The sequence below is a fragment of the Streptomyces sp. NPDC058964 genome (assembly GCF_042741275.1).
Lineage (GTDB): Bacteria > Actinomycetota > Actinomycetes > Streptomycetales > Streptomycetaceae > Streptomyces.
This window is the reverse complement of record NZ_JBHYKH010000034.1, coordinates 3,430-27,129: the sequence shown is the minus strand read 5'-3', so window position 1 is coordinate 27,129 and position 23,700 is coordinate 3,430. Positions and strand designations below refer to the sequence as shown.

Annotated in this window: 23 protein-coding genes and 1 tRNA gene; 11 read left to right on the top strand and 13 right to left on the bottom strand. The window is 71.2% G+C overall.

Translation table 11 applies throughout. The annotated features are described in order from the left end of the window. Nucleotides 1–21: 21 nt before the first annotated feature. The 3 genes from ACFW2E_RS07020 to ACFW2E_RS07010 are packed head-to-tail and all read right to left on the bottom strand — an operon-like array spanning nucleotide 22 to nucleotide 3,409. Nucleotides 22–906: an SDR family oxidoreductase gene (locus ACFW2E_RS07020; protein WP_384462583.1), complete on the bottom strand. Its 885-nt coding sequence runs from the start codon at nucleotides 904–906 to the stop codon at nucleotides 22–24. After that, nucleotides 903–1,829 carry an alpha/beta fold hydrolase gene (locus tag ACFW2E_RS07015; protein WP_384462580.1) on the bottom strand — a complete coding sequence of 309 codons (927 nt, stop codon included), beginning with the start codon at nucleotides 1,827–1,829 and terminating at the stop codon, nucleotides 903–905. The genes ACFW2E_RS07020 and ACFW2E_RS07015 overlap by 4 nt, the downstream gene beginning before the upstream one ends. Next, nucleotides 1,826–3,409: a flavin-containing monooxygenase gene (locus tag ACFW2E_RS07010; RefSeq protein ID WP_384462577.1), complete on the bottom strand. Its 1,584-nt coding sequence runs from the start codon at nucleotides 3,407–3,409 to the stop codon at nucleotides 1,826–1,828. Before ACFW2E_RS07010 ends, ACFW2E_RS07015 begins: the two co-directional genes overlap by 4 nt. Nucleotides 3,410–3,585: 176 nt before the next feature. Between ACFW2E_RS07010 and ACFW2E_RS07005 the strand changes: the two genes are divergently transcribed. Then, complete coding sequence (locus ACFW2E_RS07005) at nucleotides 3,586–4,206, top strand: MerR family transcriptional regulator (protein WP_384462601.1); 621 nt, start codon at nucleotides 3,586–3,588, stop codon at nucleotides 4,204–4,206. A gap of 11 nt (nucleotides 4,207–4,217) precedes the next feature. On the opposite strand, the gene ACFW2E_RS07000 is transcribed toward ACFW2E_RS07005, so the two are convergent. Continuing rightward, the gene (locus ACFW2E_RS07000) at nucleotides 4,218–5,021 is read right to left on the bottom strand and encodes an exodeoxyribonuclease III (protein ID WP_384462574.1); all 804 of its coding nucleotides are present in this window, start codon (nucleotides 5,019–5,021) and stop codon (nucleotides 4,218–4,220) included. 78 nt (nucleotides 5,022–5,099) lie between these two features. On the opposite strand from ACFW2E_RS07000, the gene ACFW2E_RS06995 reads away from it, so the two are divergent. After that, nucleotides 5,100–5,576: a GNAT family N-acetyltransferase gene (locus tag ACFW2E_RS06995; RefSeq protein ID WP_384462571.1), complete on the top strand. Its 477-nt coding sequence runs from the start codon at nucleotides 5,100–5,102 to the stop codon at nucleotides 5,574–5,576. A 49-nt stretch (nucleotides 5,577–5,625) separates the two neighbouring features. Here the strand turns inward: ACFW2E_RS06995 and ACFW2E_RS06990 are convergent. The 7 genes from ACFW2E_RS06990 to galU all read right to left on the bottom strand — a co-directional run bounded on the left by ACFW2E_RS06990 (nucleotide 5,626) and on the right by galU (nucleotide 11,286). Next, a tRNA-Ala gene (locus ACFW2E_RS06990) sits at nucleotides 5,626–5,699 on the bottom strand. Nucleotides 5,700–5,791: 92 nt separating this feature from the next. Next, nucleotides 5,792–7,036 (bottom strand): gephyrin-like molybdotransferase receptor GlpR, encoded by a 1,245-nt coding sequence (glpR, locus tag ACFW2E_RS06985; RefSeq protein WP_384462568.1) that lies wholly within the window; start codon nucleotides 7,034–7,036, stop codon nucleotides 5,792–5,794. Between the two features lie 184 nt (nucleotides 7,037–7,220). Further along, nucleotides 7,221–7,871 (bottom strand): GNAT family N-acetyltransferase, encoded by a 651-nt coding sequence (locus ACFW2E_RS06980; protein ID WP_384462565.1) that lies wholly within the window; start codon nucleotides 7,869–7,871, stop codon nucleotides 7,221–7,223. Between the two features lie 20 nt (nucleotides 7,872–7,891). After that, the gene (locus ACFW2E_RS06975) at nucleotides 7,892–8,434 is read right to left on the bottom strand and encodes a molybdenum cofactor biosynthesis protein B (protein WP_384462562.1); all 543 of its coding nucleotides are present in this window, start codon (nucleotides 8,432–8,434) and stop codon (nucleotides 7,892–7,894) included. After that, complete coding sequence (moaC, locus tag ACFW2E_RS06970; RefSeq protein WP_384462560.1) at nucleotides 8,431–8,943, bottom strand: cyclic pyranopterin monophosphate synthase MoaC; 513 nt, start codon at nucleotides 8,941–8,943, stop codon at nucleotides 8,431–8,433. The genes ACFW2E_RS06975 and moaC overlap by 4 nt, the downstream gene beginning before the upstream one ends. Nucleotides 8,944–9,055: 112 nt before the next feature. Beyond that, nucleotides 9,056–10,378, bottom strand: coding sequence for a gephyrin-like molybdotransferase Glp (gene glp / locus ACFW2E_RS06965; RefSeq protein ID WP_384462557.1), 1,323 nt, complete (start codon nucleotides 10,376–10,378; stop codon nucleotides 9,056–9,058). Nucleotides 10,379–10,383: 5 nt separating this feature from the next. Next, the gene (gene galU / locus ACFW2E_RS06960) at nucleotides 10,384–11,286 is read right to left on the bottom strand and encodes a UTP--glucose-1-phosphate uridylyltransferase GalU (protein WP_384462554.1); all 903 of its coding nucleotides are present in this window, start codon (nucleotides 11,284–11,286) and stop codon (nucleotides 10,384–10,386) included. Between the two features lie 94 nt (nucleotides 11,287–11,380). Between galU and ACFW2E_RS06955 the strand changes: the two genes are divergently transcribed. Further along, nucleotides 11,381–12,001, top strand: a complete 621-nt coding sequence (locus tag ACFW2E_RS06955; RefSeq protein ID WP_384462551.1) for a 5-formyltetrahydrofolate cyclo-ligase — start codon at nucleotides 11,381–11,383, stop codon at nucleotides 11,999–12,001. Between the two features lie 88 nt (nucleotides 12,002–12,089). Here the strand turns inward: ACFW2E_RS06955 and ACFW2E_RS06950 are convergent, their stop codons facing one another. After that, a complete protein-coding gene (locus ACFW2E_RS06950) occupies nucleotides 12,090–14,894 on the bottom strand; it encodes a penicillin acylase family protein (RefSeq protein ID WP_384462547.1) in 2,805 nt (934 codons plus the stop codon). A 259-nt stretch (nucleotides 14,895–15,153) separates the two neighbouring features. Between ACFW2E_RS06950 and ACFW2E_RS06945 the strand changes: the two genes are divergently transcribed. From ACFW2E_RS06945 to mscL, 6 genes are all read left to right on the top strand, one after another. Then, on the top strand, nucleotides 15,154–16,662 hold the full coding sequence (locus tag ACFW2E_RS06945) for a potassium/proton antiporter (protein ID WP_384462598.1): 1,509 nt from the start codon (nucleotides 15,154–15,156) through the stop codon (nucleotides 16,660–16,662). 268 nt (nucleotides 16,663–16,930) lie between these two features. After that, a complete protein-coding gene (locus ACFW2E_RS06940; protein ID WP_384462544.1) occupies nucleotides 16,931–18,223 on the top strand; it encodes an MFS transporter in 1,293 nt (430 codons plus the stop codon). 67 nt (nucleotides 18,224–18,290) lie between these two features. Next, nucleotides 18,291–18,605 (top strand): FmdB family zinc ribbon protein, encoded by a 315-nt coding sequence (locus ACFW2E_RS06935; protein WP_384462541.1) that lies wholly within the window; start codon nucleotides 18,291–18,293, stop codon nucleotides 18,603–18,605. 101 nt (nucleotides 18,606–18,706) lie between these two features. Continuing rightward, nucleotides 18,707–19,540: an S-methyl-5'-thioadenosine phosphorylase gene (locus tag ACFW2E_RS06930; RefSeq protein ID WP_384462538.1), complete on the top strand. Its 834-nt coding sequence runs from the start codon at nucleotides 18,707–18,709 to the stop codon at nucleotides 19,538–19,540. A gap of 159 nt (nucleotides 19,541–19,699) precedes the next feature. Further along, the gene (locus ACFW2E_RS06925) at nucleotides 19,700–20,314 is read left to right on the top strand and encodes a hypothetical protein (RefSeq protein ID WP_384462535.1); all 615 of its coding nucleotides are present in this window, start codon (nucleotides 19,700–19,702) and stop codon (nucleotides 20,312–20,314) included. A 138-nt stretch (nucleotides 20,315–20,452) separates the two neighbouring features. Beyond that, a complete protein-coding gene (gene mscL, locus ACFW2E_RS06920) occupies nucleotides 20,453–20,932 on the top strand; it encodes a large conductance mechanosensitive channel protein MscL (RefSeq protein WP_384462532.1) in 480 nt (159 codons plus the stop codon). Nucleotides 20,933–20,954: 22 nt separating this feature from the next. On the opposite strand, the gene ACFW2E_RS06915 is transcribed toward mscL, so the two are convergent. Continuing rightward, nucleotides 20,955–21,131 (bottom strand): hypothetical protein, encoded by a 177-nt coding sequence (locus ACFW2E_RS06915; protein ID WP_384462529.1) that lies wholly within the window; start codon nucleotides 21,129–21,131, stop codon nucleotides 20,955–20,957. Nucleotides 21,132–21,242: 111 nt separating this feature from the next. On the opposite strand from ACFW2E_RS06915, the gene ACFW2E_RS06910 reads away from it, so the two are divergent. Further along, a complete protein-coding gene (locus ACFW2E_RS06910; RefSeq protein ID WP_384462526.1) occupies nucleotides 21,243–22,481 on the top strand; it encodes a low temperature requirement protein A in 1,239 nt (412 codons plus the stop codon). 40 nt (nucleotides 22,482–22,521) lie between these two features. Next, a complete protein-coding gene (locus ACFW2E_RS06905; protein ID WP_384462523.1) occupies nucleotides 22,522–23,550 on the top strand; it encodes a P1 family peptidase in 1,029 nt (342 codons plus the stop codon). Nucleotides 23,551–23,700 lie beyond the last annotated feature (150 nt).

Here is a 23,700-nt window from a genome sequence, read left to right as displayed (position 1 = left end):
GGGGCTTGGGGCCGGACGCCGTCACTCGTGCCGCGCGGACCGCTCCCGCTCGTCGGCGGCACCGCCCGCGCCCACCAGCCCCGTCCGCATCCCCTGGAGCCGGGGCGCGAAACGGCGCATCTCGCGCTGCCCCACCGTCCCGATGAGCCCCGGCAGAAAGCCGCGCACACCCTGCATCCCGCGCAGCCACCACTGCGCGTACACATGGGCGGAGCGGCGCTCGATCCCGGCGACGATCCGGTCCACCGCGGGGCCCAGCGGGTACGTCTTGTTGGACGGCCACGGCAGCCGCTGCCTCAACTCCCGCATGACGTCGTCCTGGTCGGCACCGCGCACCATGTCCGTGTCGGTCCACGACAGATACGCGACGCCGACCCTCACACCCTGGTGACCGACCTCGGCGCGCAGGCAGTGCGCGTACGCCTCCACGCCCGACTTGGACGCGCAGTACGCCGTCATCATCGGCGCGGGGGTGATCGCGGCCAGCGAGGCGACCTGCAGCAGGTAGCCGCGGCTCTCCGTCAGCACCGGCAGGAAGGCGCGGGCGGTCACCGCCGAGCCGATCAGATTGACCTCGATCACCCGCCGCCAGGCCTCCGGGTCGGAGTCCGTGAAGGGCCCGCCGCTGGCGACACCGGCGTTGGCGACCACGATGTCGACCTTGCCGAAGCGTTCCTTGACCTCCCGGGCCACCCGCGTCATCGCCTCGTGGTCGGTGACGTCGGCGTACCAGTGGTCGCTGTCGCTGTGCAGCCGCCCGGACACCTCCTTGAGCGCGTCCGCCTCCAGCCCGACCAGCGCCACCTTGGCACCGCGCGCGGAGAGCTTGCGTGCGAGCAGCTCCCCCACTCCCCGCGCGGCCCCGGTGACGACCGCGACCTGCCCCTCGAGGCTCACCCTGCTCATGCGCCCTCCTCGGCCTTGGCGACCTGTACGTATGCGGTGACGAGTTCCCGTATCTTCCCGGTGACCAGCTCCGGGGCCTCCACCGGAGTCATGTGGCCGACCCCGGGAAGCTCGGTGAGACCGAGGCAGTCCGGCAGCGCGGCGGCCAGAGCGCGGGCGTGCACCGGCGGCGTGAGCCGGTCGGCGGTGCCCGCGACCACAGCCGTCGGGACCCTCAACTCCCGTACGCCGTGGTCGAGGTCGAGCCGCTCCAGCACCTGGGACCAGGCGTGGCGCACGGCTCGCGGACAGGAGTGCACGATCCGCGCGCACGCCTCCACCATGTGCGGGGCCGAACCGGCGCCCATGGTCGCGTACTTGAGGATCCGCCTGGCGACCGGCGTGACCGGGCCGAGTGGGGCGCGCGAGCCCAGGATCCGCGCCGTGAACCAGGTGCGTACGCCGCCGGCGCTCAGCGGTACGACGCGTGCCTCCGCGACCAGATTCGAACTGCCCGTGCTGCACAGCAGAACGGCGGCCGCGTGGTCCCGGAAACGGGGGCGTGCGGACGCGGCCATCACGGTCATCCCGCCCATGGAGTGCCCGGCGATCACGGCCTTCTCACCGGGCGCGAGGGTCTCCGCGAGCACCGCCTCCAGATCGTCCGCGAGCGCCTCGGTCGTGCACGCGGAACCGGCCGGGCTGCGCCCGTGCCCCCGCTGGTCGTACGCGATGACCCGGTGGTCCGCCGCCAGGTCCCGCAGCTGCGCCGCCCAGAAGGCGGTCGAGCAGGTCCAGCCGTGAGCGAGGACGACGGGGGGCGCGTCCTGGGGACCGTGCACCTCGACGTGCAGACGCGCGCCGTCCGCCGAGACCACGGTGAGTTCACGGGCGGGGGCCGGCGGGGCGTAGGGGCCGGTGGCGACGTGCGTGAGGCGGCTCATGCGGTGACCTCGGCGCTCTTGTCGTGGGTCTCGGACGGGGCCGTGCCGGCGCTCTCCTGGGCGGGCACCGCGGCGCGCGCCTCCGTGCTCGCGCCGGTGTCCTGCTTCGCGGGCGGGCGCAGGACCCGGTACTCCGCGAGGTCGACCCGCCGCGTCGCGCGCCGGAACTCCGCCGTCGTGCCGGGCCAGATGGTGGTGTTGCGGCCGCTCGCGTCCAGGTACCAGCTGGTGCAGCCACCGGTGTTCCACACGGTGCGCTTCATGCGCTCCTGCACCTTGTGGTTCCACGCCTGTACCGCATCTGCGCGGGCGTCGAGGGCGGCACGGCCGCCGAGGACGTCGAGCTGCCGTACGTAGTCGGCCATGTAGTTCAGCTGGGACTCGATCATCAGGATCATGGAGGAGTTCCCGAGCCCGGTGTTGGGCCCGATGATCGTCATCCAGTTCGGGAAGCCGGCCGCCGAGGCGCCGCGCAGGGCCTGCATCCCGCCCTTCCAGCTCTCGGCGAGGGTCCGGCCCTCCGCCCCCACGACCCGCTCGGCGATCGGCATGTCGGTGACGTGGAAGCCCGTGCCGAAGACGATCACGTCGACCTCGGCCTCGGTGCCGTCGGCGGCGACGACGGTCGAGCCCCTGACCTCGCTGAGCCCGCTCGCCACCACGTCCACGTTCGACCGGGTGAGGGCCGGGTAGTACTCGCTGGACAGCAGGATCCGCTTGCAGCCGATGCGGTAGTCCGGGGTGAGCTTGGCGCGCAGCGCCGGGTCCTTGACGGCCCCTGCCATGTTGCGCTTGGCCAGCTGTTCGACGAAGCCGAGCTCGTTGGGGCGCTTGGTGAACGCCTGGACCTGCAACTCCCGGATGCCCCACAGCAGTCCGCGCCGGAGCTGCGTGGTGAACGGCAGGGAGCGGTGGAGCCGGCGTTCGGCGCCGCTGATGGCACGGTCCATGCGGGGCATGACCCAGGGCGGGGTGCGCTGGAAGAGGGTCAGCCTGGCGACCTCGGGCTGGATGGCCGGGACGATCTGGATGGCGGACGCGCCCGTGCCGACCATCGCGACCCGCTTGCCGCCGAGGTCGTAGTCGTGGTCCCAGCGGGCCGAGTGGAAGACCTTGCCCGGGAAGGAGTCGAGGCCCGGGATGTCGGGCATCTTGGGATCGGACAGCGGCCCGGTGGCGGAGACGACGATGTCGGCGGAGAGCGAACCGTTCGTGGTCTCGATGTCCCAGCGCAGGTTCTCCGCGTCCCAGGTCATCAGCTTCACCTCCGCCCCGAAGCGGATGTGCGGCCGGAGCCGGAAGACGTCGGTGACATGCTCCAGATAGGCGCGGATGTGCTCCTGGCCGGAGAAGGTGCGAGGCCAGTCGGGGTTGGGCGCGAAGGAGAAGGAGTACAGGTGGGACGGTACGTCGCAGGCGCACCCGGGGTAGCTGTTGTCCCGCCAGGTGCCGCCGACGCTGTCCGCCCGCTCCAGGACGACGAAGTCGGTGATCCCCTCGCGGCGCAGCCGCACGGCCGCGCCCAGCCCGCCGAAGCCGGACCCGATCACCGCCACCCGTACATGCTCGTGCTCGGCCATCCCGAAGCCTCCAGACATCGCATCCGAACATGCCAGTGAACACTGGCGCAATGGGAGGGTAGAGCAGCTCAGTACCGAGCGGTAGGGGTTGGGGGAAGGAAGTTACCGGCGGTACAACATAGGGTGCTGGCGTGGCTGAAGACGGAGGACGAACGGGCGGACAGCGTGAGTACCGCATGGAGGAACTGGCCCGGCTGGCCGGCATCACCGTGCGCACCCTGCGCTTCTACCGCGAGCGCAAGCTGATCCCGCCGCCCCGCCGGGAGGGCCGTATCGCCTGGTACGACGACCACCACCTGGCCCGCCTTCGTACGATCTCGGCCCTTCTGGAGCGCGGCCACACCCTGAACGGCATAGCGGAGCTCGCGGAGGCCCTCGACCAGGGCCGCAACGTCGCCGACCTGCTCGGTGTCGGCGTCCCCACCGAGGAGGAGCCGGTCCGCCTCACCCCCGAGGAGCTCGCCGCCCGCTTCGAGGGCGACGTCACCCCGGAGAACCTCGCCGCCGCCATGGAACTGGGCTATCTGGGCACCGACGGCGACGAGATCGTCCACATCAGCCGCCGTCTGCTGGACGTGACGTCCGCACTGGTCCGCGAGGGCATCCCGCTCGCCGAGATCCTGGCGGCGGGCGGGCGGGTGCGCGAGCACGCGAACGCCCTGGCCGACATCTTCGCCGAGCTGGTCCTCAGCCACGGCCCCGAGGAGGACCTGCGGCGCCTGCGCCCGCTGGCCCGGAGCGTGGTGGAGGCGGAGGTGTCGCTGGCGCTGGACCGGCGACTGAGCAAGCGGGACTGATCCCGGCCGCCCTAGAGGTCGTAGACGACCGTCACCGGCGCGTGGTCCGACCACCGCTCGGCGTGCGTGGCCGCCCGCTCGACGACGGCCTTGACGGCCCTGGCCGCGAGACCGGGAGTCGCCACGGCGAGGTCGATCCTCCAGCCGGTGTCGTTGTCGAAGGCACGCCCGCGGTACGACCACCATGTGTACGGCCCCTCGGCCTCCGGGTGCAGGGCGCGCACGACGTCGACGTACCCGCCGTCCGCCGGGTCGAAGACCCGTCCGAGCCACTCCCGCTCCTCCGGCAGGAAACCGGAGTTCTTCGTGTTGCCGCGCCAGTTCTTGAGGTCGGCCCGCTGATGGGCGATGTTCCAGTCGCCCACCACCAGCACCTCCCGCCCGTCGGCGGCGGCCCGCTCCCGCAGGTCCTTCAGATGGGCGAGGAACTCGCCCATGAAGCGGACCTTCTCGTCCTGCCGTTCGGTCCCCACCTCACCGGAGGGGAGGTAGAGGGAGGCGACCGTCACACCCGGCAGGTCGGCCTCGAGGTACCGGCCGCTGCCGTCGAACTCGGCCGAACCGAAGCCCACCCTGATGCGGTCGGGCTCGCGCCGCGTGTACAGGGAGACGCCCGCGCGCCCCTTGGCCGCCGCCGGGGCGTGCACGACGTGCCAGCCGTCCGGCTGCCGCACGTCCTCGGGAAGCTGCTGCGGCTCGGCGCGCACCTCCTGCAGGCAGAGCACGTCCGCGGAGGTCTCCGCGAGCCACTCCACGAAGCCCTTCTTCGCCGCGGCCCGCAGCCCGTTCACATTCACCGAGGTCACAGTCAGCACCAGGGCACGATACCGGCACACTGGACCTGCCCCGGATTTCCGCCGGGGCTCCGTCTGCATGAATGTACGATATCCGGCATGAATATACGTCCTGTTCCCTTCGACCACCCCGACGCCGTCAAGCTCAACGACGAGGTCCAGGCCGAGTACCACGCGCGCTACGGCGACGGTGGTGACGCCACGGCCCTGGCCGCGTCGGACTTCGAGCCGCCCAGGGGCGTGTATCTGATCGCGTACGACGAGGACGGCCACCCCGTGGCCACCGGCGGCTGGCGCAGCCAGGAGGAGAACGGCGAGGGCAACGAGAACGGCGACGCCGAACTCAAGCGCATGTTCGTGGTCGAACGGATGCGCGGCCGCGGCCTGGCCCGCCGCATGCTCACGGCCCTGGAGGACGACGCCCGCGAGGCCGGCCGCGCCCGCATGGTCCTGGAGACGGGCACCAAGCAGCCGGAGGCCATCGCCCTCTACACGTCCAGCGGCTACGAGCCCTGCGTCAAGTTCGGCTACTACCGCCACTACGAGTCGAGCCGCTGCTACGCGAAGCCGCTGTGAACACGATGAAGCCCCAGCCGGCTTTCACCGACTGGGGCTCCATGCTGCGTGGACCTGAGGGGATTTGAACCCCTGGCCCCCTCGATGCGAACGAGGTGCGCTACCGGACTGCGCCACAGGCCCTTGCAACGAGTGAAACTCTAGCATCCCGATCCGGGTGCTTGGAAATCCGTTCCCTGACTGGTCAGGGCGGCCTCCCGCCGCGGTGACAGCCGTCACTCGTTGGCCGCGCGCGGCCGGTCGCCGTCCTCGTACTGATCGAACAGCGGCGTGCGTCCGCGCTCGCGCGCGCGGCGGGCGGAGGCGGCACGCCGTGCGTCACTGCGGCCGTCCGCCGTCGGCCTGTCCTCGGCCGCGGGCTCCGGCTCCCCCGTCTCCGCCTCCGGCTTCACCTCCTGCTCCGCCGCCACGGAGCTGGACCGTGCCGAACTCCACGCGTCGGGCGCCTCCAGATCAACGTCCGAGGTGGCCCGCGGCGCGACCGGCGCGGTCACGTACGTCGGCAGCGGCACCGGTACCGGGTCCCAGCTGTCTCCGTGCCCGGGGCGCTGCTGGCGCTCACGCTGCTGGTCCACCCACTCCGCGTGGTCGGTCTGCTCGACGAGGGCGCGGCGGTCGGCGGCGAGCGCGGACAGGCCGGTTTCGGTCTCGGCCTCTGGTCCACCGTCCGGTTCGTCGGCGGCGACCTCGGCGTCCACGGACGCCCGCCGACGCGGCTGGCGTACGCGCTCCCGCAGCCGCTGTGCCGCGGCCTCGGCCCGGCGCCGGTCCATCTGGTAGGCGAAGCGGCGGCGTTCCTGGGTCCGCAGGTACGCGATGTACGCGCTGAGCATGACGGCGGGCACGCCGGGCGCCCACAGGAACGCGAGTCCGCCGACGGCCGCGACGATGGCGCCGAGCGTGAAGGCGAGGAAGAGCATCACCGTGGTGCGCCGACGGCGCGCGAGCACCTTCGAGCGCTGGGCACGCGCCGCGGCCGCCTGTGCGGAGGGCGAGCGCCGTGCGCCCGGCACCCGGTTCTGCGCGGGCGCGGAAGGGGACTTGGGCCCGGAGGACGACTTGGGCCGCGCGGGTCCGGGGGCGGGTCTCGGCGCCGTCCCGGCCGGCTGCTCGCGCGCCGGTTCCGGGCGCCCCTGAGCCTCCGGCTCGGTGTCCGCCCGTACCTCCGCCCGCACCTGACGGCGGGTCGGAGGCATGGCGAAGGCCCGGACGTCCACCGAGTCGGTGACGGCGTCCGGGGCGTCGGCGTCGGGCTCCGCCTCGTCCGCGGAGCGCGACCGCAGGTCCTTGGCGTACCGGCGCTCCATGCCCGCCCGTCCGGACAGCAGCCGGATGGCGGTGCTGAAGCGTTCCGTCGGACGGGCCTCGTTCAGCTCGTCCTGCCTACGGAGCCACATCGGCACCAAGTAGGCGGCCCAGGCCCCGACAATGACTGCGTAGATGAGGCCGCTGCTGCTCACGCCTCACACGGTAGAGGGGTTTGCGTGAGGCCATCTGCCAATTGGGCCGGTGTGTCGCACGATCTGGCTGATATTTCGAACTTTTTTTGTGACCCATGCGATCAGCAGGCCACTGGGGCTGCGAATTCAATGCCTCGAGACGGACATCGGCCGATCAATTTCGAACACACATTCAATTTGGCGGCTACCCGGGATTCCCTGGAGTGTTCTGCGGATTCCGGGGCACGTGCGGAGCGTTCGACGTCCTCTGGGAGCGTGCCCGCTGCCAGCGGCTCAGCAAACCCTCGGGCACCTCTTCCGCGGTGAGCGCGAAGACGAGGTGGTCGCGCCAGGCTCCGTCGATGTGGAGATAACGCGGGCGGAGTCCCTCCTCCCGGAATCCGAGTTTCTCCACCACTCGGCGGCTGGGCCGGTTCTCGGGGCGAATGCAGACCTCGATGCGGTGCAGTCCGACGGCCTGGAAACAGTGGTCCACCACGAGCGCGACGGCCGTCGGCATCACCCCGCGGCCGGCCACTCCCTCGTCCACCCAGTAGCCGATGTGTCCCGAGCACATCGAACCCCAGGTGATCCCGGCGACCGTCAACTGCCCGACGAGCCGCCCCTGGTACTCGATGACGAAGGGCAGCATCCGGCCCGAGTTCGCCTCGGACCGCAGATGCCGGACCATCTGCCGGTAGGTCGGCCGGTGCGCTGTCGGCCCGCCGGGCGACGGCGGCGGGATGGTCGCCTCCCAGGGGCGCAGCCAGTCCCGGTTGCGCCGGTTCACCTCGCGCCAGGCCCGCTGGTCGCGCACCTTTATCGGCCGGAGGACGATGTCGCCGTCCGCCAGCACGACAGGCCAGGATGGGCTGTTCAGCTCGCACCCCCACTGGTGGCGCCGGGTCTGGGGTGGTCGCCGCCGCGGATCTGGTCGACGGCGTGCACCAGCAGGGGCTCCAGGACGGCCAGCCCGTCCTTCACCCCACCGGTCGAACCCGGCAGGTTGACGACGAGCGTCCGCCCGGCCACTCCGACGAGGCCTCGGGAGAGCACCGCGGTCGGCACCTTCTCCCGTCCGAACGCCCTGATGGCCTCCGCTATGCCCGGCACCTCGTGGTCGATCACCCTGCGGGTCGCCTCGGGGGTGCGGTCGGTGGGCGAGATGCCGGTGCCGCCGGTGGTGACGATCACGTCGAAGCCTGCCTCGACACCCGCCCGGAGCGCGGCCTCGACCGGATCGCCGTCCGGGACGACCCGGGGCCCGTCGACCGAGAACCCGAGGCGCTTCAGGCCGTCCGCGACCAGCGGGCCGCCCCTGTCCTCGTAGACACCCGCTGCCGCCCGGTTGGAGGCGGTCACGACCAGCGCGCTGTACGGCGCCGGCAAGGCACCGCCGGTGGACGCGTCGCGGCTCATGCCCGACTCCAGTCGCCCGACTTGCCGCCGGTCTTCTCCTCCACCCGTACGTCCGTGATGACCGCTCCCTTATCGACCGCCTTCACCATGTCGATCACGGTGAGCGCGGCGACCGACACGGCGGTGAGGGCCTCCATCTCGACGCCCGTGCGGTCCGTGGTCTTCACGGTGGCCAGGATCTCCACGGCGTCGTCCGCGACCGACAGATCCAGTTTCACACCGGAGACCGACAAGGGGTGGCACAGCGGGATCAGATCCGGGGTGCGCTTGGCACCCATGATCCCCGCGATGCGCGCGGTGGCGAGGGCGTCTCCCTTGGGGACCCCTTCGCCGCGCAGGAGCTCGATCACACGGGGCGAGACGAGGACGCGGCCGCTGGCGCGGGCGGTGCGCGCGGTCACGTCCTTCCCGGACACGTCGACCATGCGGGCCGCACCCGCCTCGTCGATGTGCGTCAGTCGGTCCTGCGCGGAGGTTCCGGGGGTCTCCCCCCGGGAAGGCACGGTCATGGTGTGTGGCGCTCCCGGTCCGGGCCCGTGGCGGTGCGGCGCGCGGGCCTGCTGTGCGCGACACGGTACCGCCAAGTCTGCGTGCGCACCGGAGCAGGACCCCCCGGTGGGCTCAGCCGAGCAGGACCACGTCCACCTCGGTGCCGGGCTCGACGGACTCGACGGCCTCGGGCACGACGATGAGCGCGTCGGCATGCGCCAGGGCCGCCACCAGATGGGACCCGGCACCGCCCACCGGCGCGACGTCGCCGTCGCCGTACGTCCCCCGCAGGAACTGCCTGCGTCCCTTCGGGGAACTCAGCGCCTTGTCCGCCCTCAGGGTCGCCCGGACCGTCGGCCGGTGGACGTCCGCCAGGCCCATCAGGGTGCGGATGGCGGGGCGGACGAACAGCTCGAAGGAGACGTACGACGACACGGGGTTGCCCGGCAGCGCGAGCAGGGGCGTGTGGTCCGGGCCGATGGAGCCGAAGCCCTGGGGCTTGCCCGGCTGCATGGCGAGCTTGCGGAACTCGACGCCGCCGCCCGCCTCGTCCTCGTCGCCGACGTGCGCCAGTGCCTCCTTGACCACGTCGTACGCCCCCACGCTCACGCCACCCGTGGTGACCAGCAGGTCGGCGCGGATCAGCTGGTCCTCGATGGTGGACCGGAGGGTCTCGGCGTCGTCGGCGACGGCGCCCACCCGGTAGGCGATGGCTCCGGCGTCCCGGGCGGCCGCGGTGAGGGCGAAGCTGTTGGAGTCGTAGATCTGGCCGCTGCCCAGTTGCTCGCCCGGCTGGACGAGCTCACTGCCGGTGGACAGCACGACCACGCGCGGGCGCGGGCGCACCCGGACCGTCCCGCGGCCGATCGCGGCGAGCAGGGCGATCTGCGGCGGGCCGAGGATCGTGCCGGCCTCCAGGGCGCGGTCGCCGGCCCTCACATCGCTGCCCACCGCCCGCACGTGCGCGCGTGCCTCGGCCGGCCGGTACACGTGCACGTGCCCGTCGGCGCCCTCGGGGGCCAGGCCGCGGGCGCGCATCGCGCTCACGGGACCCTCGCCGAGCCCCCCGTCGGTCCACTCCACCGGGACGACGGCCTCGGCGCCGGGCGGCAGCGGGGCGCCGGTCATGATGCGGGCGGCCTGGCCGGGGCCGACGCTGGGCAGCCCGGCCGAGCCCGCCGCGATGTCCCCGACGACCTCCAGGACGGCCGGGAACTCCTCGCTCGCGCCCGCCACGTCCGCGACCCGAACCGCGTACCCGTCCATGGAGCTGTTGTCGAACGGTGGCAGGGAGACCGGCACCGTGATGTCCTCGACCAGGACGCAGCCCTGGGCGTCGAGCAGTTGCAGCTCGATGGGTTCGAGGGGGCGGACGGTGGAGAGGACGTCCTCCAGGTGCTCGTCCACCGACCACAGGTGGTCCGGGCCGGCAGTACGGGTCGCGGCGCTGCTCAACGTCGTTACATCTCCTCGGCTACGTAACTGCGAAGCCAGGTCCGGAAGTCCGGACCCAGGTCCTCACGTTCGCATGCGAGTCTGACAATGGCACGCAGATAGTCGCCACGGTCTCCGGTGTCATAGCGGCGGCCCTCGAAGACGACGCCGTGCACCGGGCCGCCGACCTTTTCGTCCTGTGCCAGTTGCTGGAGGGCGTCGGTGAGCTGGATCTCGCCGCCGCGGCCCGGCTCGGTCTTGCGCAGTATGTCGAAGATGTGCGGGTCGAGGACGTAGCGGCCGATGACGGCGTAGTTCGACGGGGCGTCCGCTGGGTCGGGCTTCTCGACCAGTCCGGTCACCTTGACGACGTCGCCGTCCTCGGTGGTCTCGACGGCCGCGCATCCGTAGAGGTGGACCTGCTCGGGCGCGACCTCCATGAGCGCGATCACGCTGCCGCCGTGCCGCTCCTGAACCTCGATCATGCGCTGGAGCAGCGGGTCGCGCGGGTCGATCAGGTCGTCGCCGAGCAGTACGGCGAAGGGTTCGTGCCCGACGTGCGGGGCGGCGCACAGGACGGCGTGACCGAGACCCCTGGGGTCACCCTGGCGCACGTAGTGCATGGTCGCGAGGTCGCTGGACTCCTGGACCTTGGCGAGCCGCTCGGCGTCGCCCTTCTTCTCCAGTGCCGACTCGAGTTCGTAGTTGCGGTCGAAGTGATCCTCGAGGGGGCGCTTGTTGCGACCCGTGATCATGAGGACGTCGTCGAGACCCGCCGACACCGCCTCCTCGACCACATACTGGATCGCCGGCTTGTCCACGACCGGCAGCATCTCCTTGGGAGTGGCCTTGGTGGCCGGCAGGAACCGGGTGCCGAGGCCTGCTGCGGGAATGACGGCCTTCGTGATCCTGGAGTGCGACTGAGTCATGCCCGCAACCCTATCCGGTGCCTTTGCAGGGAATCTGTCGGTCCGGTTAATTAGCTCTGATATGAGCCGATAAAGAAGGGTGCGAAAACGACCAGTGGAACACGTGGGACGTCCGGTGGATCCTGACAAGCGTTTGTTGCGACGAGAGTTCCTCACGGTGAGGAACAGATTGACGGCGGATGTCGTCCGGGAGGCGGCCACGGCGCTGGCCGAGCACGCATCGGAGCTGCCCGAGCTGAAGCGCGCGCGCACGGTGGCGGCGTACGTCTCGGTGGAGAGCGAGCCCGGCACCCTCACGCTCCTGGACGCGCTGCACGCGCGGGGCGTGCGCGTCCTCCTTCCGGCGCTCCTGCCGGACAACGACCTGGACTGGGGCGCGTACGCCGGGGAGGGCTCCCTCGCCCGCGTCCAGCACGGCGGGAAGATGGCGCTCTTCGAGCCCGCCGGGGAACGCCTCGGCCCGGACGCCGTGACGTCCGCCGACGTCGTCCTGCTGCCCGGTCTCGCGGTGGACGCGCGCGGGATGCGCCTGGGGCGCGGCGGAGGGTCGTACGACCGCGTACTGGCCCGTCTGGAGCGCGCGGACGCCCATCCCGCGCTCGTGGTGCTGCTGTACGACTCGGAGATCGTCGAGCACGTCCCCGAGGAGGCGCACGACCGGCCGGTGCACGCGGTGGTGACGCCGTCCGGCGTACGCCGCTTCAAGGACGCCTGACACCGGCACCGGCCTCACCCGAAAGGGCCCCCCCCCCCCGCGGGGGGGGCCCTTTCACGAATCTGCCGTCAGTGGGCGACGGCCCGCCTCACGGCTTCAGGGTGAGCGTGTCGGTCGTGCTCCCGTCGACCGCCTTCGCGGAGAAGGACCACGGCAGCAGCTCACCCTTGGCCCACTTGCCGGTCTGGTCGGTGTAGTGGGCGCTGTAGGCGTGCCCCGAGGCTCCGGTGAGGTTGATCCACTTGGAGCTGTCGAGGTCCGCCAAGTTGACCACCATTCGCATCGACGGCACCCACACGACGCCGTAGCCGCCGGCGGCGTTCCAGCCGGTCGCGTTCACCGTCGCCTCGCCGCCGCTGAGCTTCCAGGGGCCGCGGTTGAGGACGTACTGCAGGATGCCCGGACCCTCGGTGCCCAGCGTCTGGTTCTTCAGGAACAGGCGGTGCAGCCGGCCCCAGCTCCAGGTGTCGATGTCCTTGCCGAGCTTGGCGGTCAGCTCCCAGCGGGCGTCGATCATGGCGCGGACGAACAGCTCGTCGCGGTTGTCGGCCTTGGGGCGGTCACCCACTCCGGCCGGCGTCTTCCACCAGTCGCTGTTCGGCTTGTCCATCAGGGTGCGGACCACCTCGAACCAGCGGTCGCCGCCGTCCGGCTGCGCCTGGTCGGCGTCGCGCTGGCCGCACTCGCGCACCTTGGTGTCGTCGTCCACCGGTCCGGTGCTGTCGAGCTTGTCCACCCACAGGCACTGGCCCTTGACCCGCAGCTCCTTGGGCAGCTTGTTGCCGAAGGCGAGCTTGAGGACGTTGCGCCAGACGGCGTTGAAGTAGGCGGCGGCGGCCGAGTCGGCGTCCTGGGTGTAGTCCCAGCCCTCCAGCAGCTTCTGCGCCTCACGGACGTCCTTGTCCTTGAGGTTGAGCTTCAGCAGCTTGGGCACCAGCAGCTTGGCGATCTCGCTGCTGTTGTCGAGCTGCATCTGGCGCATGTCGTCGGTCGAGATCTTGCCGCCGCCCTTGATCTTCGACTCGATCAGGTCGCCGATGCGCTGGCTGCGGGTGCCGTAGCCCCAGTCCGTGGTGAGGGTGTAGGGGTACTTGTCCTTGTCGACCACGGCCTGGTTGGCGGTGACGATGTAGCCGCGCCCGGGGTCGAACTCGTACGGCAGCTCGTTCTGCTTGATGTAGCCGGTCCACTTGTACTTGGAGTCCCAGCCCGGCACCGGAACGGAGCCGTCGTCGCCGGACGCGCGCGTGGGGATCTTGCCGGGCAGCGTGTAGCCGATGTGCTTGCTGTCGGCGTAGGTCAGGTTCTGCGAGGGCACGTCGAACAGCGCGGCCGCCGAGCGGAAGTCGGACCAGCCGGACGCCCTGTCCATGGCGAAGACGGCGTCCATCGAAGTGCCCGGCTGCAGGGCGGTCCACTTCAGGGCGATGCCATAGCCGTCGCCGCGGTCGGGAGCGGCGGCGTCGACGGTGGCCTTCTTGCCGACCTTCACGAGCTCGTCGTCGCGGTCGGACAGCAGGGGCATCCCGTCCGCGGTGTGGCGGACGACGATCGTCTTGGACTCGCCCCCGGCGACCTTGATGGTCTCCTCGCGGGACGTGAACGGCTTGACCTTGCCGTCGTACAGATAGCCCTTGCCGCTGAGCTTCTCCAGGTAGAGGTCGGTGACGTCGACCCCGGAGTTGGTCATGCCCCAGGCGATGTCGGCGTTGTGGCCGATTATGACGCCCGGCATGCCCGCGAAGGTGTAGCCCGTGACGTCGTACTTGCACTTGGCGGAGACGGTGCGGCAGTGCAGGCCCATCTGGTACCAGACGGACGGCAGCGAGGCCGACAGGTGCGGGTCGTTGGCCAGCAGCGGCTTGCCCTTGACGGTGTACTTCCCGGAGACGACCCAGGAGTTGGAGCCGATGCCCTGGCCGTTGACCCCGACGGCCGCGGGAACGTTGTCCAGGAGCTTGTAGAGGCCCCCCAGCTGGCTCGTGAGGGCCGAACCGGAGGTGGACGACCCCGAGGTGCCGGTGGTGCCCCTCGTGCCCGTGGTGCCGGGGGTGCCGGTGGTGCCCGTGGTGCCCGTGGAGGTCTGCGTGCCGCTCGTGACGCCGCCCTGCTGGAACGCCTTGGTGATCTCGTCGTACTGGCCCTCGCGGACGATCGGCTTGTTCCGGCTGTACGGGTACTCGGGGTACAGGTCGGCGATCTGCTGGGGGCCGAGACGGGTGGTCATCAGGGCGCGGTCGATCTCGTCCTGCATGTTGCCCCGCAGGTCCCAGGCCATCGCCTTCAGCCAGGAGACCGAATCGACCGGGGTCCACTTGCCGGGCTTGTAGTCGTTGGCGAACCCGAGGGCGGCGTACTCGAGGGAGATGTCCTCGCCGTCCTTGCCGTCGAGGTAGGCGTTGACGCCGTTGGCGTAGGCCTGGAGGTACTTCTTCGTGGAGTCCGACAGTTTGCTGTCGTACTCCTGCCGGGCGATCCGGTCCCAGCCCAGGGTGCGCAGGAACTCGTCGTTCTTGACCTGGCTCCTGCCGAACATCTCCGACAGGCGCCCGGAGGTCATGTGCCGGCGCACGTCCATCTCGTAGAACCGGTCCTGCGCCTGGACGAAGCCCTGCGCCATGAACAGGTCCTCGTCGGACGAGGCGTAGATCTGCGGGATGCCGTAGCCGTCCCGCTTCACCTCGACGGGTCCCGACAGGCCATCGAGCGTGATGGAACCCGTGGTCTGGGGGAAGGAGGCACGGACGGTACTGATCGACCAGTACGCCCCGTACGCGACGCCGCCGATGATGGCCAGCACCAGCACGAGCACGATCAGTCGGGCTTTGCGCCCCTTCTTCCTGCCGGACTTGCCGGGCTTGTCACCCGTTGAGGCGGTGGTGTTGGGGGGCATCGCTGTCCTTGCTGTCCTAACGCGAGCGGCAGGCGGTCCTGGAGTGCTGGAGCAACCATAGGCGCAGGGCCCCGAGCCACTTGACGCGGAGTGGGGAACCAGCGCGGACGGACGTTCGATCTTGCCGTGTGAAGCGTCAAGAAAACGTCAAGAGTTAGGTAAGGTAACAAAGTACTTGGGTGCGGAGCACCGCAGCCTCGGGTCTTTGTGTACGTGTGCCCACGCGTCCCCGCGCGCGGGTCAGTGAAGGGAACCGCCGCTGACTGTCGACCACCTCAACCAGCTCCTGCTCGTCTGCTCCCTCGTTCTGCTCGTCGCCGTCGCGGCGGTCCGGATCTCCTCGCGCAGCGGGCTCCCCAGCCTGCTCGTCTACCTGGGGATCGGCGTTCTCATGGGTCAGGACGGCATCGGGAACATCCACTTCGCCAACGCCGAGCTGACCCAGCTCATCGGATACGCGGCCCTGGTCGTGATCCTGGCCGAGGGCGGTCTGGGCACGAAGTGGAAGGAGATCGAACCGGCCCTGCCGGCGGCCTCCATGCTGGCGCTGGCAGGGGTCGCGGTCAGCGTCGGGGTCACGGCGACGGGCGCGCACTATCTGATCGGGCTGGAGTGGCGGCAGGCCCTCATCATCGGAGCGGTGGTCTCCTCGACGGATGCCGCGGCGGTCTTCTCCGTACTGCGCAGAATTCCCCTCCCCGCGCGCGTGACGGGCACCCTGGAGGCGGAGTCCGGCTTCAACGACGCGCCCGTGGTCATCCTGGTCGTGGCCTTCTCCCAGGCGGGCCCGGTCCAGCACTGGTACGTACTGGTGGGCGAGATAGCGCTGGAGCTGGGCATCGGCATGGCCGTGGGCCTCGCCGTGGGCTGGCTCGGCTCCTGGGGTCTGCGGCACGTGGCGCTGCCCGCCTCCGGTCTCTACCCGATCGCCGTGATGGCGATCGCGGTCACGGCCTACGCGGGCGGCGCGCTGGCGCACGGCAGCGGCTTCCTGGCGGTCTATCTCGCGTCGATGGTGCTGGGCAACTCCAAGCTGCCCCACTGGCCCGCCACCCGCGGCTTCGCCGAAGGACTCGGCTGGATCGCCCAGATCGGCATGTTCGTCCTGCTCGGCCTGCTGGTCACCCCGCACGAGCTGGGCGACGACATCTGGCCCGCCTTCGTCATCGGCCTCGTGCTGACGATGGTGGCGCGACCGCTGAGCGTCCTGCTCAGCCTGGCGCCGTTCCGGGTGCCGTGGCCGGAGCAGACCCTGATGTCCTGGGCCGGGCTGCGCGGCGCGGTGCCCATCATCCTGGCGACGATCCCCATGGTGAATGGCGTCGACACCAGCCACCGCATCTTCAACATCGTCTTCGTCCTGGTCGTCGTCTATACCGTCGTCCAGGGACCCACGCTGCCCTGGCTGGCGCGCAAGCTGCGGCTCGGCGAGGGCCCGGAGGCGGCCGACCTGGGAATCGAGTCGGCACCGCTGGAGCGGCTGCGCGGGCATCTGCTGTCCGTCGCGATTCCCGAGGGCTCACGGATGCACGGCGTCGAGGTCAACGAGCTGCGGCTGCCGGCCGGGGCCGCCGTCACCCTCGTCGTACGCGAGGGAGAATCGTTTGTGCCCCTCCCCTCGACGGTGCTGCGGCGCGGGGACGAACTGCTCGTGGTCGCCACGGACCCCGTCCGGGACGCCGCGGAACGGCGCCTGCGCGCGGTCGGGCAGGGCGGCAAGCTGGCCGGATGGCTCGGCCTGGGCGGGAACGGCGCGGGCTCTCGCTGAAGGCGCGTTTCGTGCGGTTCACACCGCCGCCAATCCCAGGTGAACGCGTCCCATGGTGCTCGTTTTCACAGGTGTACGGGGACTTGCCCCCTGTACGATAAAGGCACCCTGATCGAACCAACTCTGCCTGACGCAGAGCTGGCGCGACCGTATGGCGGCCGGGAAGCTCCCCTCGACGAGCGCCGGTATCTACCGCAGTTCCGCGCAAGAGGACAGCTCTCGGCGCCCCCGCACGGGCGCGCTACCAGGCGGCAGAAAGGCACGGGCCGTGGCATCCACGGTCACCACCGAGCCGTCGAAGAACTCGGCGGCCCCGACCCGCCCGGGATACGGACAGCTGCTGCGCACCCGCGGCGCCTGGACGTTCCTGCTCCCCGGCTTCGCGGCGCGCCAGCCGTTCGCGATGCTCACCATCTCCATCGTGCTGCTCGTGCAGCACACCACCGGCTCCTACGGCGCGGCCGGCGCCGCCGCGGCCGCCACCGGCGTATCCATGGCGCTGTTCGCGCCCTACAGCGGCCGCCTCGCCGACCGCTACGGCCAGCGCGCCGTACTGATCCCCGGCGTGCTCGTGCACACGCTGTCCGGCCTGGCCCTGACCGCGCTCGCGCTGGCCCACGCCCCCCTGTGGGCGCTGTTCGCGGCGGCCGTGCCGACCGGCGCCTCGGTGCCCCAGGTCGGCCCCATGGTGCGCGCCCGCTGGGGCGTGAAGCTGCAGGACTCGCCCCTGATGGCCACCGCGGCCGCCTTCGAGTCCGTCACGGACGAGCTGACCTTCGTCGTCGGCCCCCTGCTGGCGACCGCGCTCTGCACCGGCGTGGACCCGGCCGCCGGCCTGGTCACGGAGGCCGCGCTGACCCTGGTCGGGGGTCTGCTGTTCGCCGCCCAGAAGGGCACGCAGCCGCGGGTGACCGGCGCCGGGCACACGCGCGTGAAGCAGGCGTCCGCGCTCCGCGTCCCCGGGGTGCGCGTGCTGGTGGTGACCTTCCTCGGCATCGGGTCCGTCTTCGGCGGCATGCAGGTCGGGCTGGCCGCCTTCACCGAGTCGATCGGCGAGCCCGGCCTGAACGGAGTCCTGTACGGGACCTTCGCGGCGGGCAACATGCTCTCCGGCATCGCCTGTGGCGCCATCGCCTGGAAGATCGCCCCGCAGCGGCGTCTCGTCCTCGGCTACGCGGCCCTCGCGCTGACCGGGTCCGCCCTGTGGACCGCCCACTCGGCACTGGTCCTGGCCGGCCTCGGCCTCCTGGTCGGCATGTGCATCGCGCCCGCCCTGATCACCGGCTACACCCTGGTCGAGGGCCTGGTCCCGGCCGGCGCCCGCACCGAGGCCTTCACCTGGCTGACCGGCGCGGTCGCGCTCGGCCAGGCGGCCGCGGTCACCGTCGCCGGACAGCTGGAGGACCGCCTTTGGGACGGCGCCGGATTCCTGGTGCCGATGGCCGGGACCGTGCTCGCGCTGGTGACCCTGGTGGCCCTGCGATCGCTGCTGATCACCCACCCCGCGAGCCGCACCGTCGCACGTGGCGTCGGTCACCGCGTGCCGGTGACGGTGGACTGATCCCCGGGAATACGTCACTATGGACCGTCGTTAGCACTCACTGAGTCAGAGTGCCAGGAGGAAGACAGTGCCGACCTACCAGTACCAGTGCACCGAGTGCGGCGAGGGCCTCGAGGCGGTGCAGAAGTTCACTGACGACGCCCTGACCGAGTGCCCCAACTGCGATGGCCGCCTGAAGAAGGTGTTCTCCGCGGTCGGCATCGTCTTCAAGGGCTCCGGCTTCTACCGCAACGACAGCCGCGGCTCCTCGTCGAGCAGCAGCCCGGCGTCGAAGTCCTCGAGCTCCTCGACGTCGAACTCGTCCACGTCGAACTCGTCGAGTTCCTCGTCGTCCGACTCGAAGTCGTCGTCGACCTCCACCAGCAGCAGCTCCGCCGCCTGAGACTCCTCCCACGGGACCCTGCCGTCACGCGACGGCAGGGTCTTCGGCGTTCCCGGGCACCGGCTCCCTCCGGGTTCCGGCGGCCAGCTAATGTGCTCGTCATGGCGAACGCAGAGATCGGTGTCATCGGCGGATCCGGCTTCTACTCGTTCCTCGACGACGTGACCGAGGTCCAGGTGGACACCCCCTACGGCGCACCGAGCGACTCCCTCTTCCTCGGCGAGATCGCCGGCCGCCGGGTCGCCTTCCTGCCCCGGCACGGGCGCGGACACCATCTGCCGCCGCACCGCATCAACTACCGGGCCAACCTCTGGGCCCTGCGGTCCCTGGGCGTGCGCCAGGTCCTCGGCCCGTGCGCCGTGGGGGGGCTGCGCCCCGAGTACGGGCCGGGCACGCTGCTCGTGCCGGACCAGCTCGTGGACCGTACGAAGTCGCGGGCGGGGACGTACTTCGACGGGCTGCCGCTGCCCGGCGGCGCGGTGCCGAACGTGGTGCACGTGTCCCTCGCCGACCCCTACTGCCCCGCCGGGCGGGCCGCCGCGCTGAAGGCGGCTCGCGGCCGGGACTGGGAGCCCGTGGACGGCGGCACGTTGGTCGTGATCGAGGGGCCGCGCTTCTCGACCCGTGCCGAATCGTTGTGGCACCAGGCGCAGGGCTGGTCGGTGGTGGGCATGACCGGTCATCCGGAGGCGGCGCTCGCCCGTGAGCTGGAGCTCTGCTACACATCGCTAACGCTCGTGACCGACCTCGACGCCGGCGCTGAGACCGGCGAGGGCGTCTCCCACGAGGAGGTGCTGCGGGTGTTCGCGGCCAACGTGGACCGGATGCGGGGCGTCCTGTTCGACGCGGTGGCCGCGCTGCCGGACAACGCGGCGCGGGAGTGCCTGTGCGTGAACGCGCTCGGCGGGATGGATCCGGGGTTCGAGCTGCCGTGACGGCGGACGCCGTGAGGGCGTGCGGGCCTAACGGTCAATCACACGGCCGGGTGGGCGAGTTGTCCACAACCCGCCGGTAGCACACCGGCCCCGGCGGGATTCGGCGCGAAGCCTCATCGTGGCATCGCAAGCCGATTCCTCGTCGCGGGTGGTGGTCCCATGTCCGTCTCCTCTCCTTCCCACGCTTCCCCTCCCCCTTCCCTGTCTCCCTGCTCATCTGCCTTCTCATCTCCTTCGTCCTCCCCTTCCTCCCCACGCCCGCCGGGCACCGACGCTCCCGCCACCTGCGAGGTCCCGCACTTCGCGCCGGTGCGGGTGCGGGGTGGGCGGTATCGGCTGCAACGGCTCGTGCGGCATCGCCGGAGGGCCGTGGCGGCCGGTCTCGCCGTCACCGCGGCCGCGCTCGTGGCGGCCGTGCCGAGCGCCACTACGGATCCGGGCCGCGGCGAGCGGCCGCGCGGACATCCGGCGGCGGAACCCTCGCGACGGCACCGGGCGGCCGACGTGGTCACCGCGCCGGTGCGGATCGCCGATGCCGCCACCGTCCGGCTGCTCCGGCCCGGCGACCGGGTCGACGTGATCGCCGCCGAGGATCCGGCGACGGGCGGCGAGGCCAGGGTGATCGCGCGCGGGGCGCGCGTGACGAGGCTGCCGGACTCCCCGGACGGCGCCGCGGAGAACGGGGCACTGGTCGTGCTCTCGGTGCCGCGTTCCACCGCGGCGCGTCTGGTCGGCGCGAGCGCGACGGCACGGCTGGCGGTGACGCTGTGCTGAACGCCCTCAGCCGTTGTCCGGGCGACATGCCGCCGGGTCGCCGGATCGAGCTGGGAAATTGGACAGGATGGCGGCATCGTGCCGTAGGTTGCGGAGCGTTTTGTTCCACACCCTGCGCGTGCGAGGAGAGTCCCCGAGTTGAGCGAAAAGAAGGATCCGGGCGTCTGGCAGGGCTTCAAGGCCTTCCTGATGCGCGGGAACGTCGTCGATCTGGCAGTCGCGGTGGTCATCGGCGCCGCCTTCACCAACATCGTCAACTCGGTGGTGAAGGGGATCATCAACCCCATCGTCGGGGCGATCGGCACCAAGAACCTGGACAGCTACAGCTCCTGCCTGAAGGAACCCTGCAAGGTGGCCGCGGACGGCACGGTCACGAGCGGCATCCAGATCATGTGGGGCTCCGTCCTCGGCGCCACGCTCAGCTTCGTGATCACCGCGGCGGTGGTCTACTTCCTGATGGTCCTGCCGATGGCCAAGTACCTGGCCCGGGTGGAGGCCCGCCGGAAGGCGCGAGAGGGCGCGCACGAGGTCATCGAGGTGACCGAGCTGGAGGTGCTCAAGCAGATACGCGACGAGCTGGTCGCGCAGCGGGGCGCCGCGGGCCGCGACGGGCGCTGACGGAGGTCCCGACGGGGCGGGATCAGAGGTGGTGGGGCGGCTTCTCGTCGAGGAAGCGCTTCAGGTCGGCGGCACCGTCGCCCTCACCGCGCTCGCCCCACCCGCGGTCCGTGTCGTCCGAAGACTGCTGGTTCAGCGGGTCGTCGAAGACCAGCGCGGGCTTCGGGGCGCGCGGCCCGGGGGCGGGGTCGGTGCTCATGCGTCAAGGGTACGGCCCCTCCCCGAGGCCCCCGGCCGATGCACCCGGATCGCCGACGCGGAACGCTTGTGAATCCATTTTTCGTCGGGGATTTCTGCTGTGCTGGGAGGCATGACGTCGAGTTCAGCCCCGGTGCCCGCCTCCCCGGGCGGGCCGCAGCACCACCGGCCCCTGCGCCGCCTCACCGCCCGCGGACGCGGCGAGGCGCACCGCGTCGCCTCACCGCTCGAGCTCTTCTTCGACCTGTGTTTCGTCGTGGCCATCGCGCAGGCGGGCGTCGAACTCGTGCACGCCGTGGCCGAGGGGCACGCGGGCGAGGGCATCGTGAACTACGCGATGCTGTTCTTCGCCATCTGGTGGGCCTGGATGAACTTCACCTGGTTCGCCTCGGCGTACGACAACGACGACATGCTCTACCGGGCCGTCACGCTGATCCAGATCTTCGGCGTGCTGGTCCTCGCCGCAGGGGTGTCATCGGCGTTCAGGGACCACGACTACCTCGCGGTCTGGCTCGGCTACGTGATCATGCGGCTGGCGATGGCCGCGCAGTGGCTGCGGGCCGCGCGATCGGCGGAGGGTGCGGAGAGGACCACGGACCTGCGGTACGCGGGCGGCGTGCTGCTGTGCCAGGTCGGCTGGCTGGGCCTGGTGCTCCTGCCGGAGCCCGCGCGCCCCTGGGTGTTCCTCGTCATGGTGATCGCGGAACTGTGCGTGCCGTTGTACGCGGAGAAGGACCACACCACCTCCTGGCATCCGCATCACATCGCCGAACGGTACGGGCTGTTCACGATCATCGTGCTCGGCGAGACGGTCGCCGCGTCCACGGTCGCCGTGAAGTCGGCGGTGGACGAGCACAACGCGCTGGGCGAGCTGCTGCCGATCGCGGCGGGCGGTCTGCTGATCGTGTTCTCCGCCTGGTGGATCTACTTCGCGGTACCGATCCACGGACATCTGCGCTCCAACAGACAGGCGTTCCTGTGGGGGTACGGCCACTACCTGATCTTCGCCTCGGCCGCCGCGATCGGCGCCGGGCTGGAGGTGGCGGTCGAGCAGACGGTCGGCAAGACGCACATCTCCACCCTGTCCGCCTCGGCCGCCGTGACCCTGCCGACGGCGCTCTACCTGCTGACCGTCTGGGCGCTTCACTCACGCCACTTCAAAGCCGGCATCGTGCAGCAGGCGGTGCTGCCGGTCGCGGCACTGCTGGTGATCTGCTGCACCTTCCTGGGCGACTGGGCGGTGCTCGCGGCGGGCCTGGTGTCGGCGCTGACCGTGGTGACCGGGGCGGCGCTGACGGCCCGGACCGGCACGCACGAGCACGGGGAGAAGGCGTCCGTGCCCGCGGCCTGACCCCTCCTTCCGCAACCGGGGCCGGTGGAGACTGGCTGCCATGACAGTTGACGCATTGACCGACGTCGCCGGACTGCGGGTGGGGCACGCGACCCTCCGGGGCGAGGGCCGGCTCACCGGCACCACGGTCGTCCTCGCTCCGCAGGGCGGGGCCGTAGCCGCCGTGGACGTGCGCGGCGGCGGACCCGGTACGAAGGAGACCGACGCCCTGGACCCGCGCAACGTGGTGCAGAAGGTCGAGGCGATCGTGCTGACCGGCGGCAGCGCGTACGGGCTGGACGCGGCGTCCGGTGTGATGGCCTGGCTGGAGGAACGGGGGCGCGGAGTCCCGGTCGGGACGGACCCGTCGCACGTCGTGCCGGTGGTCCCCGCCGCCTGCGTCTTCGACCTGGGGCGGGGCGGGAACTTCCGGGCCAGGCCGGACGCGTCCACGGGACGCGCGGCGGTCGAGGCGGCCGCGGCCGGCGCCCCGGGTGCGCGGGTGCCGGAGGGGTGCGTGGGAGCCGGGACCGGCGCCGTGGCGGGCGGGATGAAGGGCGGGATCGGCACCGCGAGCACCGTCCTCGACTCGGGCGTCACGGTGGCAGCGCTGGTGGTCGTCAACGCCGTGGGCTCGGTGGCGGATCCGGAAACGGGCGTGCTGTACGGGGAGTTGTTCCAGGGTCGGGTGGAGTATCCGGAGGCGCTCGTGCACGAGGCCGCACGCCGTCGCCTGGCCGAGGCCGCCGCGAAGAACACGGCGCCCGGGCTCAACACCACGCTCGCGGTCGTCGCCACCGACGCGGAGCTCTCCAAGGCGCAGGCCCAGAAGGTGGCCGGCACCGCGCACGACGGCATCGCGCGCGCCGTGCGTCCGGTGCATCTGCTGAACGACGGCGACACCGTGTTCGCGCTGGCCACAGGGGTGCGCCCGCTCGACGCCGGGGGGCCGCTCGCGCTGAACGACATCCTCGCGGCCGGCGCGGACCTCGTGACGCGCGCGATCGTGCGCGCCGTGCACGCCGCCGAGTCGGTGGACGGACCGGGCGGGACGTGGCCGTCGTACGAGGAGCTGTACGGAACCCGGTAGCCGACGCGTGCCTCGGCGGATACCCGGCCGCTCGAACCGGCCGGTGTGCCGGCTCCAAGCTCACGATGAAGATCGCCCTGGACGGGGTGCCGGGCGGGGACGGCGTCTACGGGGGGCCCACTGTGTCTTATACACAAAAGACGCGGCCGA